Annotated in this window: 13 protein-coding genes; 4 read left to right on the top strand and 9 right to left on the bottom strand. The window is 73.7% G+C overall.

Features of this window, described 5'->3' with window-relative positions:
- Window positions 1-50: 50 nt before the first annotated feature.
- Window positions 51-887, bottom strand: a complete 837-nt coding sequence (locus tag OEB99_RS16875) for a DUF5926 family protein (RefSeq protein ID WP_263578461.1) — start codon at window positions 885-887, stop codon at window positions 51-53.
- Between the two features lie 61 nt (window positions 888-948).
- Here OEB99_RS16875 and pgm point away from each other — a divergent pair, with 61 nt between their 5' ends.
- The gene (gene pgm, locus OEB99_RS16880; protein WP_263578462.1) at window positions 949-2,628 is read left to right on the top strand and encodes a phosphoglucomutase (alpha-D-glucose-1,6-bisphosphate-dependent); all 1,680 of its coding nucleotides are present in this window, start codon (window positions 949-951) and stop codon (window positions 2,626-2,628) included.
- A gap of 71 nt (window positions 2,629-2,699) precedes the next feature.
- Window positions 2,700-3,920, top strand: a complete 1,221-nt coding sequence (locus OEB99_RS16885) for an MFS transporter (protein ID WP_263578463.1) — start codon at window positions 2,700-2,702, stop codon at window positions 3,918-3,920.
- Here the strand turns inward: OEB99_RS16885 and OEB99_RS16890 are convergent.
- From OEB99_RS16890 to OEB99_RS16925, 8 genes are read right to left on the bottom strand one after another with little or no spacing between them, the layout of a single operon-like run.
- Window positions 3,909-4,994 (bottom strand): VIT1/CCC1 transporter family protein, encoded by a 1,086-nt coding sequence (locus OEB99_RS16890; protein ID WP_263578464.1) that lies wholly within the window; start codon window positions 4,992-4,994, stop codon window positions 3,909-3,911. The genes OEB99_RS16885 and OEB99_RS16890 overlap by 12 nt on opposite strands.
- 4 nt (window positions 4,995-4,998) lie before the next feature.
- Window positions 4,999-5,949 (bottom strand): methylenetetrahydrofolate reductase, encoded by a 951-nt coding sequence (locus OEB99_RS16895; protein ID WP_263578465.1) that lies wholly within the window; start codon window positions 5,947-5,949, stop codon window positions 4,999-5,001.
- Between the two features lie 59 nt (window positions 5,950-6,008).
- Complete coding sequence (locus OEB99_RS16900; protein WP_263578466.1) at window positions 6,009-7,196, bottom strand: MFS transporter; 1,188 nt, start codon at window positions 7,194-7,196, stop codon at window positions 6,009-6,011.
- The gene (locus OEB99_RS16905) at window positions 7,193-9,442 is read right to left on the bottom strand and encodes a glycoside hydrolase family 31 protein (protein ID WP_263578467.1); all 2,250 of its coding nucleotides are present in this window, start codon (window positions 9,440-9,442) and stop codon (window positions 7,193-7,195) included. Before OEB99_RS16905 ends, OEB99_RS16900 begins: the two co-directional genes overlap by 4 nt.
- Complete coding sequence (locus tag OEB99_RS16910; protein WP_263578468.1) at window positions 9,439-11,964, bottom strand: extracellular solute-binding protein; 2,526 nt, start codon at window positions 11,962-11,964, stop codon at window positions 9,439-9,441. The genes OEB99_RS16905 and OEB99_RS16910 overlap by 4 nt, the downstream gene beginning before the upstream one ends.
- Before the next feature lie 59 nt (window positions 11,965-12,023).
- Window positions 12,024-12,929, bottom strand: a complete 906-nt coding sequence (locus OEB99_RS16915) for a carbohydrate ABC transporter permease (protein WP_263578469.1) — start codon at window positions 12,927-12,929, stop codon at window positions 12,024-12,026.
- The gene (locus tag OEB99_RS16920; protein ID WP_263578470.1) at window positions 12,922-13,899 is read right to left on the bottom strand and encodes a carbohydrate ABC transporter permease; all 978 of its coding nucleotides are present in this window, start codon (window positions 13,897-13,899) and stop codon (window positions 12,922-12,924) included. Before OEB99_RS16920 ends, OEB99_RS16915 begins: the two co-directional genes overlap by 8 nt.
- Window positions 13,896-15,098 (bottom strand): ROK family transcriptional regulator, encoded by a 1,203-nt coding sequence (locus OEB99_RS16925; protein WP_263578471.1) that lies wholly within the window; start codon window positions 15,096-15,098, stop codon window positions 13,896-13,898. The genes OEB99_RS16920 and OEB99_RS16925 overlap by 4 nt, the downstream gene beginning before the upstream one ends.
- 180 nt (window positions 15,099-15,278) lie before the next feature.
- Between OEB99_RS16925 and OEB99_RS16930 the strand changes: the two genes are divergently transcribed.
- Both OEB99_RS16930 and OEB99_RS16935 read left to right on the top strand, forming a co-directional pair.
- On the top strand, window positions 15,279-16,244 hold the full coding sequence (locus OEB99_RS16930) for an FKBP-type peptidyl-prolyl cis-trans isomerase (protein WP_263578472.1): 966 nt from the start codon (window positions 15,279-15,281) through the stop codon (window positions 16,242-16,244).
- Between the two features lie 250 nt (window positions 16,245-16,494).
- Entirely contained in the window at window positions 16,495-17,031 is a 537-nt protein-coding gene (locus OEB99_RS16935; protein WP_263578473.1) for a hypothetical protein, read from the top strand.
- Window positions 17,032-17,190: the final 159 nt, after the last annotated feature.

A 17,190-nucleotide genomic window follows, 5' to 3' on the forward strand; every position in this document is an offset into this window, starting at 1 on the left:
CGGCGCGGCGCGGGCGCCCCGGGAATCGGCGCGGCGTGAGCGCCCGCGCGTCAGCGCAGCGTGAGCTGCCGGGCCACCAGGCCCGCGCGGGCCCGGCGCTCGTTCGCGGTGAGCGGCTCGGTGACCGCGAACGCCTCGGTCAGCCGTGCCCCGAGCTCGGCGAGCGGTTCCTCGACCATCTCCGGCTCGGAGCCCTTCGTCAGGTCCCAGACCGGCACCAGGATCCCGCAGGACCGGAACGCGCCGACGAACCGACCGTCACGCCCGCTGGGGCCCAGACCGGACTCGCGCCGCGCGTGCAAGCGGGCGAGCGCGTCGAGGAAGACCTCCTCGTCCTGCGGGACCGCCCAGCGCAGGAACTCCTTGTCGCCCATCCGGGCCCAGTAGGCCGACTCGACCGCGCTCATCCGCACGGTCGGGACCACGGTCTCGTTCATCCGGTCCAGGGATCCGCGCACGTCGGGCGTCAGCTCCACACCGGCCGCGGTCCAGAAGTCGAAGCCCTCGTGGACGGTGACCTCGAACGGGACGTCCAGGTCGAGCACGTCCTGCAGCCGCGGTCCCGGCTCGATGATGCCGAGGCTCCGCACCGGCGTCCCGGCCGGCGACTCGAGCGCCGTGAGCAGGGCGACCGCGAGGTCCCGGGAGGCGTCCCCGGTCCCGGCGTTCTGCTGCAGACCGATCATGATCGTGTCGTCGCCGCGGTGCAGCGCGGGCCACGCGAGCGGCAGCACCGTCGCCACCGTGACGTCGACCGCGCCGTACTCGGCGGTGGTGCGTGCGGTCCCGGTCGCCGCCGGGACGACCTCCCGCATCGCCACCCAGTCGGTCTCGCCGGGGATGCCCTCGAACGGGCGCAGCACGAAGTCCACGGAGGCACGGCTCATGGCGCGAGAGCCTACCGGCAGCCCCTGGGCGGGCGACGCTGCAGGGTGGGAGGATCGCGACATGCACGAGCGCGCCGGAACCGTTGCCCTTCCCGAGGACCTCATCGACGTCGACGCCCTCGTCGGCGCCTACTACGACCGGACCCCGGACCCGGACCACCCGGACGAGAAGGTGGTGTTCGGCACCTCGGGCCACCGGGGCTCGAGCCTGGACTCCGCCTTCAACGAGGCGCACATCATCGCGATCACCGCGGCGATCGTGGAGTACCGCCGCGACCAGGGCACCGACGGGCCGCTGTTCCTCGGCCGGGACACCCACGCGCTGTCCGAGCCCGCGTGGCGGACCGCCCTCGAGGTGCTGGCCGCCGCGGAGGTCGAGGTGCACATCGACGCCCGGGACGGCTACACGCCGACCCCGGCCGTGTCGCACGCGATCCTGCTGCACAACGGCGCGGGCACGGTCGAAGGGGTGCGGACCACCGGCGGCCTCGGCACCGGGCTGGCCGACGGCATCGTCGTGACGCCGTCGCACAACCCGCCGCGCGACGGCGGCTTCAAGTACAACCCGCCGCACGGCGGCCCCGCCGGGTCCGACGCGACCGGCTGGATCGCCGACCGCGCCAACGCGCTGATGCGGTCCGGGGTCGGCTCGATCCGCCGGGTCAGCCTCGAGGCGGCGCTGGCCGCGCCCACCACGCGCAAGCACGACTTCACCTCGGCGTACGTCGACGACCTGCCGCACGTGCTCGACATCGACCTGATCCGCACCGCCGGCGTGCGGATCGGCGCGGATCCGCTGGGCGGCGCCTCGGTGGGCTACTGGGCGGAGATCGCCGAGAAGCACGGGCTCGACCTCACCGTCGTGAACCCGACGGTGGACCCACGGTGGGCGTTCATGACGCTGGACTGGGACGGCAAGATCCGGATGGACTGCTCGTCGCCGAACGCGATGGCCAGCCTGGTGCGCGCGATGTCCGGGGACGCCCCGTACGACGTCGCGACCGGCAACGACGCGGACGCCGACCGGCACGGCATCGTCACGCCCGACGCCGGTCTGATGAACCCCAACCACTACCTCGCGACCGCGATCGCGTACCTGTACGGCGGTGGCCGCCCGGACTGGCCGGCCGACGCCGCGATCGGCAAGACGCTGGTGTCCTCCGCCCTGATCGACAAGGTCGCGGCGCACCTGGAGCGGCGGCTGTGGGAGGTACCGGTCGGCTTCAAGTGGTTCGTGCCGGGCCTGCTCGACGGGTCGGTCGGCTTCGGCGGCGAGGAGTCCGCCGGGGCGTCGTTCCTGCGCAAGGACGGCTCGGTCTGGACCACCGACAAGGACGGCATCCTGCTGGCGCTGCTCGCCGCGGAGATCACGGCGCGCACCGGGCAGAGCCCGTCCCAGCTGCACGCGCACCTGGTCGAGCGGCACGGCGAGTCCTGGTACGCGCGGATCGACGCCCCCGCGACCCGCGAGCAGAAGGCGGCCCTGGCGTCACTGCAGCCCGAGCAGGTCACCGCTGACTCGCTCGCCGGTGAGCCGATCACCGGCCGGCTGGTCACCGCGCCGGGCAACGGCGCGGCGATCGGCGGCCTGAAGGTCACCACCGAGCACGCCTGGTTCGCGGCACGCCCCTCGGGCACCGAGGACGTCTACAAGATCTACGCCGAGTCGTTCGTCTCGGCCGACCACCTGGCCGAGGTGCAGAGCGCGGCGAAGGACCTGGTCAGCCAGACCCTGGCCTGATCCGACCGGGTCGGTACGCGCACGGCCCGTGCGCGTGCACCCGCGCGCCGAAGACCTGGCAGGATCGGGCGGTGCTCCAGCCCTACCGTGACGTCCTGACGCGCCCTGGCGCTCTGGCGTTCTCGGCCGCGGGCGTGCTGGCCCGGCTGCCGATCTCCACCGTCGGGATCGGCACCGTGCTCGCGGTGTCCGCGGTGTACGACTCGTACGCGCTGGCCGGGCGGGTGTCCGGCGTCGTGGTGCTCACCCAGGCCGCCTGCTCACCGTTGCTGGCCCGGCTGGTCGACCGCCGCGGGCAGGCGGTCGTGATGGGCCCCGCGGTGGTCGTCACGGTGCTCGGGCTCGCGTTGCTGGCGAGCACCACCGCGGCCGCCGGCCCGGAACCGCTGCTCTACGCGGGAGCGGCGCTCGTCGGAGCGAGCATGGGCTCGATGGGTGCCCTGGTCCGCGCCCGCTGGTCGCACCTGCTCAGCACGCCGGCGGAGCTGCACACCGCGTTCTCGCTGGAGTCGACCCTCGACGAGGTCGTGTTCATGGTCGGTCCGGTGCTCGCGACGCTGCTCGCCACCGGTTGGACCCCGACCGGCGGGCTGCTGCTCGCCGCGCTCGCGGCCGCGGTCGGCGGCTGGCTGCTGCTCACCCAGCGCGGCACCGAGCCTCCGACCCACCGCGCCGACGCGGGTGCGCCGCGGACCCGCATCGTCTCGGTGCCCTTGCTCGTGCTGGTCGGCTCGTTCGTCGCGATGGGCGCGATCTTCGGCGCGATCGACGTCTCGGTCGTGGCGTTCACCGAGGAGCAGGGCCACCCCGGGTGGGCCGGCGGCGTGCTCGCGGTGTTCGCGTTCGGCTCGGGCGCGTCGGGCTTCGTCTACGGCGCGCGGCACTGGGCCGGTCCGCTGTGGCGACGCTACGGCCTCGGCATGGTGCTGCTCGGCGTCGGCGTCGCGACGCTCGCCCTGGTCGGCTCGATCCCCGCACTCGCCGCCGCCGGACTGGTCGCCGGCATGGCGATCGCGCCGAGCCTGATCGCCGGCAACGCGCTGGTGGCCGAGCTCGTCCCGGTCGGACGGCTCACCGAGGGCCTGACCTGGGTGGGCACCGCGCTCGGCGTGGGGGTCTCCGTGGGCTCGTGGGCCAGCGGCACGATGGTGGACCGGGTGGGCTCACCCGGCGGGTTCACGGTGGTCCAGGTCGCCGGCGCGGCCGCGGTCCTGGGCACGCTCGCCGCACTCCCCGCCCTCCGTCGCGCGACCGCCGGCAGGAGCCCGGCGGCGCCGCCGTCAGAGGCCTGAGGAGCCGAACGCCGAGCCGAGACCGTAGGTCACCGCGGCGGCGCCGATGCCGATCGCGAGCTGGCGCAGCGCGCGACGTCCCGGCGGGCCACCCGAGATCAGCCCGACCAGGGCGCCGACCAGCAGCAGGACCGCTCCGACCGCGACGGTCGCGGTCACCAGGGCAGCCGTGCCGGACATCCCGAACACCCACGGCAGCACGGGCACGGCCGCGCCCGTGGCGAAGAAGGTGAACGAGGACAGCGCCGCGCCGACGTCGGTGCCGACCGCGACGTGGTCCTCCTCGGGGTGGTCGGACCGGAACGCAGTGGACTCGTGGCCGAGCTCGGCGATGTCGGCGAGCACCTCGCGCGCTCGCGCCTCGGCGTCCGCGGGTGACAGGCCGCGGGCCCGGTAGACCAGCGCCAGCTCGTTGACGTGCCCCAGATCCGGCAGCGCACGCTCTGCGGCGTCACCGATCGCTGAGGCCGCGAGCAGCTCCCGCTGCGAGCGCACCGAGATGAACTCGCCGGCGCCCATCGACAGCGCCCCGGCGAGCAGACCGGCGAGGCCGGTGAGCAGCACCGTGCGGGTCGGGGTGCCGGCGGCGGCCACCCCGATCACCAGGGCCAGGTTGGACACCAGCCCGTCGTTGGCACCGAACACGGCCGCGCGGAACGTCCCGGACAGCCGGGTTCGGCCGCGGGCCGCGAGGCCGCGGACGACCTCCTCGTGGATCCGCTCGTCGGCCGCCATCTGCGGGGTGGCGTCGTCGTCCTCGTCGTACGTCAGCCGTGCCTCGGAGCGCTGGGCGAGCGCCAGCACGAACACCGAGCCGAGCCGGCGCGCGAGCCACGCGAGCATCCGGAACTTCCACCCCGGCCGCCCGGGCGGCCCCGCCTGGTCGCCGAGCAGCTCGGCCCAGTGCGCGGCGTGCCGACCCTCGGCCTCGGACAGCGCGAGCAGGATCTCGCGCTCCTCACCGTGCCGGTGACGCGCCAGGTCGCGGTAGACCTGCGCCTCCGCCAGCTCGTCGGCGAGGTGCCGACGCCAGCGGCGCAGGTCGGCTGCGGTCGCGGTGCGAGGTTCTGCCACCCGGTCAGCCTGCCGGGTGCTCGGCCGGTGCCGCCAGCCGGCCCGAGGCCAGACCGAGGCGATCGAGCAGCGCGAGCGACGCGGCGGACTGGTTGAACGTGTAGAGGTGCAGGCCCGGGGCGCCCGCCTCGAGGACGGCCTCGGCGAGCTCGGCGCCCATCGCCAGGCCCGCGGCCCGGCGCCGGGTCTCGTCGGTCTCGCCGTCCAGGATCTCGAGCACGCGGGCCGGGACCGGCACGCCGGAGATCTCCTCCAGGCGTCGCAGCCGACGCGGGTCCTCCAGGGGCACCAGGCCGGGCACGAGCGGGACCTGCACGCCCGCCGCACGCGCCGCGGCCACGTACCGGGTGTAGGACTCGACCTCGAAGAACACCTGGGTGATCGCGTACTGCGCGCCCGCGTCCTGCTTGGCCCGCAGCGCCAGGAGGTCGCCGCAGCCGGTCGGGTCGCCGGACCACCCGCTCAGGCAGGACGGTGTCGCGGCGACCCCGACGGCCAGGCCGGGCTCGGTCCGGAGCAGCAGCTCGACGAGCTCGCTCGCGCGGTGCAGGCCGTCGGGGTGCGGTCGCCAGGTGGTCTCGCCGGCCGGCGGGTCGCCGCGCAACGCGAGGAAGTCCTGCACGCCGTCCGCCACGAAGCCACGGGCGACCTCACGCAGCTCGTCGCGCGGCGCCCCGATGCAGGTGAGGTGTGCGACCGGGCGCACGCCGGAGTGCTCGACGACCCAGCGCACCACCTCGCGCGAGGTGTCCCGCGACGAGCCGGAGGCCCCGTAGGTCACCGAGAGGAAGTCCGGGTCGGCCTCCGCGAGCGCGGGCAGGGTCGTCGACCAGAGCTTCTCGGCGGCGGTCTGGCTGCGCGGCGGGTACAGCTCGAAGGACACCGTGGGGCCGACCTCGGCCGACGCGCGCAGCCGTGCCGGCAGTCCGGCGGGCGGCGGGGCGGCGGCGGTCATCGTGCTCCGTTCGGGGTGGGACGAGCGCAGCAGGGCGCGCTCCGGTGAGACGGATCGTCTCACACCGCAGAAGGCCGCCGTTCCCGCACCAGGGCGCCGGTGACCAGTGCGACGCCGGCCGCGACCGCGAGCGCGAGCACCGGCGACGCCGTGACGAGCCAGCCACCACCTGCGTCGCCGAGCACCCCTCCGACACCCATCGCGGCTCCCATCCAGCCGAACGCCTCGGTGGCCCGAGAGCCCTCGGCGACCTGCGAGAGCCGGCCGAACAGCACGGTCCCGACCGGAGCGATCGTGGTCCCGTAGACGAGTGCCGAGACAGCCAGCAGCACGACGCCCCCGGCTGCCGCCGCCAGCCCGATCGCGGCGACCCCGCAGGCGAGCGCGACGAACCGGCGGGGCAGGGCCGAGACCCGCGGCCTTGCCCCGAACCAGAGGCCACCGAGGACGGAGCCGAGGCTGGACAGACCGAGGAGGATGCCCGCGCCGGCGCTCGCGGACGGACCGCTCGCGGCCGCGACGATGGCCACGGCGGCGACCGAGAGCACGAGGAGGAAGCCGGCCGCGCCGACCATGAGACGCAGCACCTCCGGCGTCGCCAGTAGCTCGCGCCGTCCGGACCCACCGTCGGGCGTGCACTCGCCGTCGGCCTCCCGCGGGGCGACCCGCGCCACCGCGACCAGGTACCCGGCCACTCCGACGACGGTCGCCCCGGCAGCGACCACGAGGGCCGCCCGCGGCCCGGCCAGCCACGCCGCGGCGGCGGCGACCACCGGTCCGGCGATGAAGACGACCTCCTGGACCGTCGACTCGAGGGCGAAGGCCGTCAGGCGGAGCTCCTCGCCCGCGAGCCTCGGCAACGTCGACCGGAACGCCGGGGTCAGCGGCGGGGTGAGGAGACCTGCCACGACCGCCACCGGCACGACCGGGCCGACGCCGCCCGCGAGGGCGAGGACCGCACCCGCGTGACCGGCGGCGGTGAGCGAGAGCACCGCGGAGTGCCCGAACCGGTCGGCGAGGCGGGCCGCGAGGGGCGCGGCGACGATCCCGCCTGCGCCGTACGCGGCGAGCACCCAGCCTGCGTCGGCATAGCTGCCGTCCGTGGTGACGACGAGGATCACCCCGAAGGCGATCATCGACTCGTGCATCCGGCCGACCAGCGACGCGACGAGAGCGAGGGCGAGCGACGGCCTGCGCAGCACGGCGAGATAGCGGTCCGCCGCCGAGCGGAGGTCCGCCGATCTCATGCTTCGAAGACCGACCGCATCCTCGGCCAGCTCTCGGCGCGGCACCACACCGGGATCAGGTCCGGAGGCGTCGGACGCTCGACGACCCTGCCGCCCGGCACGGCCTCCCCGCTCCACACGTCGACCCAGTCCCCCTCGGGCAGCGCCGTCGGCCACGTCTCGGCGCCCGGTCGGGTCACCGGGTGGACCAGGAGGTCGTCGCCGAGGCAGTACTGCCCCGGGAACTGCCAGAACTGTTCCTCGCGCGGATGGTCCACGAACATGGCGCGCATCAGAGGTCGTGCGGTCGCGATGGCGGCCCGGGCCTCCTCCGCCAGGTACGGCACGAGCCGCTCGCGCAGGTGGGCGTAGCGGCGAAAGACCTCGACCACCTCGGGTGCGTCGTGGGTCTGGGCCACGTTCCACGGCGTGCGGTCGCGCAACGGGGGCCGGTGGTGGTGGAACTCGGAGTGGTACTGCATCACCGGCATGAACGTCGCCGCGGCGGTCGCCCTGAGGTAGAGCTCGGGCTCCGGCACCGGTCCCGAGAACCCCGCGAGGTCCCATCCCCAGTAGACGATCCCGCACGCCGAGGCGGTCAGGCCGGCCGTGACGGAGTGCTCGAACGCCGCCCACGTCGAGTCCTCGTCCCCGGCCCAGACGATCCCGTGTGCCTGGGACCCGGTGAAGCCCGCGCGCGAGAACGTGACCGGGGCCTTGCCGCACGACCGCATCAGGTCGCCGAACGCGCGCGCGAAGTGCACCGGGTTGAGGTTGTTCGCCTCGTCACCGCGACGTCCGTCGGCGTAGCGCAGGTCGTGGCCCCACGCGTGCTCGCCGCCGTCGGTCTTGAAGCCGTCGACGTCCAGGTCCGCCACCAGGTAGCGGCGGTACTCGGTCCACGCGGCCCGGCCTTCAGGCGTCGAGAGATCGGGCATCAGGGCACGCGGGAACCACCACCCACGGTTGCGGTAGGCGGTGCCGTCCGCCTCGCGCACCACGTGGCCGTCGCGGACGAGCGCGTCACCGTCGGCGAGCACCTGGACGGTCTGGTCGGGGCGCCACGGCGTGTCGTCGCGGGCGATGGTCTCGTCGGTCTTGAGCAGCGGGATCTGCCAGAGCACGACCTTGATACCGCGCTCGTGCATGTCGGCCACCCAGCCCGCCGGGTCCGGCCACGCGCCGTCGGCCGGGAACGTGAAGTCCTCGATCCGGCGCGGGGAGCCGTCCGCGTGCGTCGTCCACCGTGCGCCGCCGAACTCCGTGATCCCGAGCTCGTCGCTCCACGCCTCGATCACGACGACACCCACCGGGATGTCGAGCTCGCGGTGCGTGTCCATCCGGCTCGTGGCGATCGCCTGGGTGTTCCACTCGTTGCCGGAGGCCCACAGCCGCAGCACCCAGTCGGGGAGCTCCTCCGCCCGCCCGACCTCGGCCACGAACGCGTCCAGCACCTCGCGCGGGTCGCCGCGGTAGATCGCGACGTCGAGCTCCTCGTCGGCCCGACCGCCGAGAGCCGCCTCGACGACGAGGCGGCCGGGATCGCTCGATCCGACGTCGTACCAGGTCCGGCGGGTCGTTCGGACGTGGAAGCCCCAGCCGTCCCCACCGACCACGTGCGCGAACGGCATCGGCAGGTAGGTGCGGCCGTGCTCGCCCTGCGCCTTGTACTGCTCGAAGACGACCGCGTCGAGCGTCCGGCCCCGCTGGTCGAGCGCGTCGAAGCGCTCGCCGAAGCCGACCACGTGCTCGGCGGGCTCGAGCCGCAGCGCGAAGCGCACCCGGTGCGCGCCGGTGTCGTCGCACAGCCAGCTCACCGACCCCGGCACCAGGCGGGGGTCCTCCTCGTGGCCACCGATCCGGAGCGTCCCTCCGTCGGGACGCCAGCCGGCGGCGCCGACCTCGTACCAGGGCGTGCTCTCGCCACCGGCCCAGAAGCGGTAGCGGTGCGCGCCCTCGGCGAGCGGGGCGGTCGTGACGGCCCAGCCGCCGTCGTCGGCGAGCTGTGCGGCCTGCGCCTCGGCGAGGTGCCCCTCACCACCGGCGAGGGCGGCCGCGTCGGCCGACGGCCCGGCCGGCGCGAGCTCGAGCCACTCGACGTCACCCGCGGGCCCGTGCCACTCGCAGCGGACCGGACCGTCGACGGGGCCGTCCACGATCACGCCGAGCCTGACCCGCTCGCCCGCCTCGGGCACCACCGGTGTGCGTTGGTCGGCGGAGGCGGCGTAGGGGTGCTCGATCCCGTAGGGGCGGTGCAGCAACGTCATCGTGGCTCGTCCTCGGAGAGTGCGGTGGTCAGGGTCAGCACCATGCCGTGCGACCACAGCAACGGGGTCGCGACCGGACCCCAGCGATGCAGCCACTCGTCGCGGTGCTCGGGGTGCAGCAGGTGGTCGGGAACCTGCTCGGGCAGGTCGCCCGTCGGCGTGGCCGTCGCCAACGCCCAGTCGAGGTGCCGTTCGGCGCCCGCGCGGTCCCCCGCGGCGAGCAGGTTCCAGCCGAGCAGGCAGGACAGCAGCGGCCACTGGCCGCCGCCGTAGAACACGTCCGCCGCGAAGCGGTGGACGCCACCGTCGACGTCCAGGTCGCGGCTCACGGCGTCGAGCGTCGCGCGCGCGAGGTCCGAGCCCAGCGGCGCGAGGCCGAACGGCACCACGCACGCCGCGAGCGACGCGTCGACCTGGTCGGACCCGAACCACTTGGCGAGGTGGACGTCGGCGGGGTCCGCAGCGCGCCCCCTCGCGAGGCCGTCGGTCAGGACGCGGGACCTGAGCCCGGCCGCCGCCGTGGCTGCGCGCTCGGCACGCGCCGGGTCCAGCGTCCCGCCCGCGACGGCTGCGAGCAGCCCGGCCCGCACGGCGCCGAGGGTGGAGGTGTGCACCTGCTCGACGTGCTCCTCCCACCAGTCGTAGCAGGGCCGGTCACCCACGGCGAGCAGGTAGTCGGTCGCGAGGTCGATCGCGGGGGCCCAGCGGGCGAGGTGCACCCCGTGCCGGCGGGCGTGCTCGGTGACCGCCCACAGCCACATCCCGTACCCGTCCGTCTGGAAGTCCCACCACGGGTCGGAACCGTCGGCTCCGTCCAGGGTGAACCGGGTGGGGAGCATCGCCGACACCGGCACCTCACGCCCCGCGGCGACGTCCGCGACGATCGACCCGACGCGGTCGCTGCGATCGACCAGCACGCCGGCCGCCCAGTCGTGGAACGCCTCGGCCGAGCCGACGTCACCCCAGCGCGACATGCCGTCGGCGACGAACGAGCCGTCCCGCAGCCACGCGTACCCGCGGTAGGCCGAGAACGTGGGCGATGCGGGGTAGGCGCCGCTCCGGTGCTGGTGCGCCGCGATCACGGCGTGGCTCCGGGCGGCCTGCTCGGCCCGGGTGGCCGCACGGGCCGGGCGTGGGCGGGTCATCTCAGGATCTCCTCGGGAGTGCGGTCGGGGCGCCGGCCCCGGGCTCGGCGGGGTGCGCGAGCCCGGGGGCGGGGGCCGGGGGGGGAGCCCGGCCCGCCGGCAGCCGGCCAGCAGAGCGTTGATCTGCGACGCGGCCTCGTCGAGCGCCTCGGCCGCCATCATCCGGCCGGCAGCGGCCTCGGTCAGCTGGGCGTTGATGATGTCCACCATCTCGTTCTGCTTGTCACCGACCGTGGGCGGCAGCGCGACGTGCTCGAGCGAGTCGAAGACCGCCTGGCGGTTCGCCGGGTCACCCTTCTCGAGGTAGCTCGAGAGCACGCTCTCGTCCGAGATCGGCGGGAGCTCCCAGCCCGCGTCGAGGCGGACCTGGGCGGCGTCCTGCGACCCGGAGAGGAAGGCCGCGAAGGCCGTCGCCTCGGTGACATGGTCACTGGTGGCCGAGACCCCCAGAGCGTTGGAGAACATGGCCGAGGCCTGCGTGGTGCTGCCCGGCTCCACGGCGATGTCCCAGTTCAGGTCCGCGTCCGCGGCCGCGCCGAACATCCAGATCCCGGTGTGCCACATGGCGAGCTTGCCGCCGGTGAACAGGGTGGTGTCGAAGTCGGGTGTGCCGGCGCCCTGCTCGGCCGTCGGCATGGTCGCCCCGCTCTTGCCGATCAGCCATTCGGCGGCCTCGATCCCGGCCGGGCTGTCGAACGCGACGCTCGTGCCGTCGTCGGACAGGAACTGCGCGCCGTTCTGGACCAGGGCCTTGTAGAACTCGTAGTAGCTGATCGGCTGGTAGTCACCCCACACGCCGGCGCCCGCATCCGTCAGCTTCTCCGCCGCCGCCTGCTCGTCGGCCCACGTCCAGGAGGACGTCGGGTAGTCGAGGCCCGCGGCGTCGAAGAGGTCCTTGTTGTAGAAGAGCACGACGTCCGAGAACGAGCTCGGCAGGGCGTACTGCGTGCCGTCCGTCTGGTAGGCCTCGAGCAGCGAGGGCGTGTAGACCGAGGCGTCGAACCCGTCGAGCGGCGCGAGCACGCCGGACGCCTGGTAGGCGCCGTAGCTCGCGTACTCGAGGTCGAAGACGTCTGCGACGGTGCCGGCGGCGAGGTCGGTCTGCAGCGCCGTGCCGTAGTCGGCGTACGGCAGGGTCGTGACGTCGACCGTCACCCCGGGGTTGGCGGCCTCGAAGGCCGACACGATCGTCGCGAGGTTGTCCTCGTTGCCGCCGTTCGAGATGAAGTTCGTGTAGGTGATCGTGACGTCCTGCGCCACCGCGTCACCGGTCTGGTCCCCGCCCGCGCTCGGGTCATCGGTGGAGCCGGACGAGCACGCTGTGAGCGTGAGGGCGATCGCGCCCACCGCGAGCGCTGCCGGGATACGGCGGTTCATGTGCATCTCCTTTGATGGTGAGGGGTCGATCGGTCGGGATCGGGGCGTCCCGACCGGGCCTACTTGAGGCCCGTGCTGGCCACGCCTTGCACGACGTAGCGCTGCGCGAGCACGTAGAGGGCGAGCATCGGGAGCACGCTCACGACGGATCCGGCCATGACGACGTCCCACTGCGTCGTGTACTGGCCCTGCAAGGACTGCAGGGCCACCGGGAACGTCTGGAGCTCGGGTGAGCGCAGGATGATCAGCGGCCACAGGAAGCTGTTCCAGCTCTGCATGAACGCGAAGACCGCGAGGGTCGCCAGCGCCGGGCGGATGTTCGGCAGCACGATCCTGGTGAAGATCCGCAGGTGGCCGGCGCCGTCCAGGGTCGCGGCCTCGTCGAGCTCGCGCGGCACCTGGTTCACGGCCTGGCGGAGCAGGAAGACGGCGAACGCGGTCGAGACCGTGGGCAGCAGCGCGCCGAGGTAGCTGTCGATCAGGCCGAGGTACTTCATCTCCACGAACAGCGGGACGATCAGCACCTGGAGCGGGATCATCATCGTCGCGAGGTACACGGCGAAGATCACGTCGCGGCCTCGGAACTCCAGCCGGCTGAAGGCGTACGCCGCCATCGCCCCCGTGGTCATCTGCAGCAGCGTGGACACCACCGCGAGCCCGAGGCTGTTCAGCGTCACCCGGGCGAACGGCAGGTGCGTGAACAGCTCCAGGTAGGCCGACATCGACGGGTCCGTGGGGACGAACGACGGCGTGGCGCTCAGACCGGCGCCCGGGCTGATGGAGGTGATCACCGCCCAGAAGAACGGGAAGAGCATCACCAGGGCGCCGAGCACGACCACGACGTGCAGCAGCACCGAGCGGACGTCGAACCGCGGGTTCCGGGGACGCCGCGGCGTCGCGGTGCCGGGCCGGGCCGCGCCCGTCGGGGCGAGACCGGGGGCGGAGGAGGTGGCGGTCTCAGGCATAGGTGACCCACCGCCGCTGCCCACGGATCTGGACGAGGGTGATCGCCAGCACGACGGCGAAGAGGAGCCAGGACAACGCGGAGGCGGTGCCGGCCTCCCCGTAGCGGAACGCCAGGGAGTGGATCCGCAGGACGACCACGTCGCTCGAGCCGTTGGGCCCGCCACCGGTCATCGCGTACACCTGGTCGAACACCTGGAAGCCGTTGATCAGGGAGATCACCACGACGAAGAACGTCGACGGCGACAGCAGCGGCAGCACCACGCTCCACAACCGGCGCCACCACCCCGCGCCGTCCACCCGCGCGGCCTCGAGGATGTCGGCCGGGATGGCCTGGAGCCCGGCGAGCAGGATCACCATCACGAAGCCGAGGTCCTTCCACGCCGAGGCGAGGACGACCGAGGCCATCGACCACGCCGGGTCGGTCCACCAGCCGGGTCCCTGGATGCCGATCTGCGCGAGGGTCCAGTTGACGATCCCGACGCTCGGGTTGAGCAGCCAGCGCCAGACGAGCGCGACCACGATCCAGCTGGTCACCACCGGGAGGAAGTAGACGCCGCGCAGCACCGTCCTGCCCTTGAGCGCCGTGTTGAGCGCGAGGGCCAGCCCGAGGCCGCCGACGTAGACCAGCGGCAGGTAGCCGGCGAGGTAGCCGAGCGTGTGGCCGAAGGCGGCGAGGGTCGCCGGGTCACGGACCAGCTCGGTGTAGTTGCCCAGCCCGACCCAGCTCATCGGCGAGATCAGGTTCCACTCGTGCAGGCTGATCCAGCCCGCCCCGGCCATCGGCAGGAGGACGAAGAGCGCGAGCGGCAGCGCGCTCGGCAGCAAGAACGCGAGCGCCCACCAGCGGTCCCTGCGGCGCGCTGCCGACCGCCCGGTGCGGCGTCCGTGGCCGGTCGGTGCGCGGCGTGCCGGGGAGGGCCCGTCCGCTCGTCCCGCGGCGCGGCCCACCGGCGTCGTGAGGTTGCTCATGCCTGCCCCGTGGCCGCGTGCAGCCGCTCACGGACCAGGGATCCCTGGTCGCCCGTGGCTCCGGTCTGGTCGAACGGCGACGCCAGGACGAGCGCCGCAGCGCCGAGCGCCCACTTGTCCTCGTCCCAGGAGTCGATCAGGTACGACGTGCCCCGGCGGCTGGGCATCAGGTGGCGACGGAACGACGGGGCGAAGCCCGCCTCCCAGTGCCGCCACGCGGAGATGCCCTCACCGAGCATGACGACGACCTCGGGATCGAGCGTGTGGACGACGCCCGCGAGAGCACGGCCCAGCATCGCGCCCGCCTCGGCGAGCACCTCCGCGGCCACGGCGTCGCCCGCGTCCGCGGCGGCGTGCAGGGCCTCGACACCGGCGCCCTCGCCGATCACGCGGCGCTCGACGGCGGTGCGCTCGAGTGCCGCCTGGCCGATGTGTGCCTCGAGGCAGCCTCGCGACCCGCAGGCGCACTCCGGCCCGTCGACGGACATGGGGATGTGGCCGATCTCTCCGGCGCCGCCGAACGCGCCGCGGTAGAGCGCACCGTCGATCACGATCCCGCACCCGATCCCGCGGCCGATGGTGGCGACGAGGTAGGAACCGTGCTCGCGGCCGATGCCGTAGACCCGCTCGGCGACCGCGAGGGTGTTCACGTCGTTCTCGACGAGCACCGGCACGCCGAGCGCGGCGCGCAGGGAGCGCCCGACCGGCGCCTCGGACCAGCCGAGCGTCGGTGCCTCGACGCTGCCCGAGGCCTGGCCGTCGACGGCACCGGGGATGCCGACGCCGACGCCCAGGAGCTGGCCCTCGTAGTCGCGCACGGCGGCACGCAGCAGGTTGCCGAGCGCGTCGAGGGCGTCCGGGGCGTCCGGGTCGAAGGGGTGCACGCTCGAGCGGTCGACCGATCCGTCGAGCGCCACGTGCACGACGGCGACGTGGTCGGCCGTGACCTTGGCGCCGATCGCGCCGAGCCCGGTGGACACCAGGCCCAGGAGCCGCGCGGGTCGCCCGCCGAGCGACGGCACCTGGTCGAGCTCGCGGACGAGGCCGCGGGCGAGCAGGGCCTTGGTGGTCTGCGTGACGGTGGCCGGGCTGATCGCGAGCTCGCGGGCGATCTGCGCCCGGGACAGCGGACCGCGCGTTCCGAGGAGACCGAGGACCGACGACGGGACGAGGTCGCCGCGCGCGGGCTGTGCAGGCACCACCACTCCTTTGTTCGTGGCTTTATTTAGTCCCAAAGTATCTATCGGGTCGCCGGACGTCAACCCCGGATCCTCAGGTGGCTCTCAGACCGAGCACGTATCCTCGACCCGGTCCGCAGCGTGCGGACGACCCGGGGCGTGTGCTCGCACCGCCCGGCTCCCGAACCCAGAAGGACCCTCATGCGCCGACCGGCCGCTGCCCTGTCCGCCCTCGCCCTGGCGGGGACCGCCCTGCTCGCGGGCTGCTCGAGCGGGACCGGCTCGGACCCGACGACCACCGCGACCGACACCGCGAGCGCCACCGCGACGACCGACCCCGACGCCCAGGCTGCGCTCGACTCGGTCGGCGTCGCGGGCGACGCCGGTGCCGCCCCGACCGTCACGTTCGACACCCCCTGGGACATCGGCTCGACCGCAGCGAAGGTGCTCGTGCAGGGCGACGGCGAGACTGTCGCGGCGGACAGCCTCGTGACCGTCGACTACGCCGTGTACTCCGGCGACGACGGCTCGACGATCCTGTCCAGCTGGGACGAGGGCCACCCCGACGTCATCCCGATGACCGGGCTCGACGCGACCTTCGACCCGCTGGTCGAGGCGATCGTCGGCAACGGCGTCGGCACGCGCGTGCTCTTCGGCCTTCCCGGCACGCCGGCCACCGACAGCTCGGACGCGGTGCCTTCCGCCGTGTGGGTCATCGACGTGACCGGGATCGTCGCGAACCGCGCCTCCGGCGAGCCGGTGACCCCGGCCGAAGGCCTGCCCACCGTGACGCTGGCGGACGACGGCACGCCGTCCATCGAGATCCCGGACGGCTTCGAGGCGCCGACCGACCTCGTGATCCAGACGCTCATCCGCGGCGACGGCGCGACCGTCGAGTCCGGTCAGACCGTGACCGTCCAGTACTCCGGCTGGCTCACCGACGGCACCCTGTTCGACTCGTCGTGGGAGAACGGCTCGGCGTTCACCACCCAGATCGGCACCGGCTCGGTCATCGACGGCTGGGACCAGGGCCTGGTCGGCCAGACGGTCGGCAGCCAGGTGCTGCTGATCATCCCGCCGGACCTCGCATATGGCGACCAGGCCTCCAGCTCGGTCCCGGCCGGCTCTACGCTGATCTTCGTCGTGGACATCCTCGCGTCCTACTGACACCCCCGCTCCCGAGTGAGGCCGCGGCGGCCCCCGCTGCCGCGGCCTCGCTCCGGGTTGGGGCGGCCACCGAGCAATCACCGATCGCAACCCTTCGAGCGCGGACAATTCCCGGGCCTCGTCCCCGAACAACAGGGGTGGCCGCGGGCGAACTCGACCGTGCGGCCCCGGGCGGGCGTTTATGATCATGGTGCTGGCTGCAAGGGCGGCAGAACCGTGTCGACGGGGCCAGCATCAGACAGGGGGAAACATGCGCACGACACTGCTCCGGGTTGTCGCCACTGCGGCAATGACGTTCGGCGTGATGGTTGCAGGTGCGGCCGCGAGCCAGGCAGCCATTACACCCACACCAGGCCCGACGGGACAGGCCAATGACGACCCCGTCCTCGAGCAGCTCGAGGACCTCGTGAGCACGCAGAGCGACACCGAGATCGAGGCGATCGTGTCGGCGCCCGGCCCAGCGGACGTCCTCGTCGACTCCGCGACGGGTGAGTACATCGCTGCGGTCGCGGTCACGACGCCGCAGGCCCAGCCTCTCGCGATCACGCCCATCTACGCCGGATGCGGGTCGAGCGCGAACGCCTGCGCCTGGACGAACTACGGTGCGTCACCGATCGGGTTCTCCGGCACCGGCAAACTGAAGATCAAGCTAAACAACGTCACGCGGGTCTACGCGGGGGCGTACAACACCACGTTCTCGTCCAGCAGCGCTGGGTACCACACGATCTACGCCTACAAGACCTTCTACTTCAGCGCGCCCCTGACGTTCACCCAGATCTCGCGCTGAGACGGCGCGCGACCAGTACGGCCGAGCCGGCGCGTCGACTCGTCGCGAGCCGGCCGCTCTCCGTTCGCCTGAGGAAGGGCAGAGCCGGCCAGTGAGGCCGCGGGCGCCCCGCGCCCGCGGGCGCCAGCCCGGCCCCGCGGCCGGGGGGGGCCCGCCCGG

This window comes from Actinotalea endophytica, assembly GCF_025717005.1.
Classification (GTDB): Bacteria; Actinomycetota; Actinomycetes; order Actinomycetales; family Cellulomonadaceae; genus Actinotalea.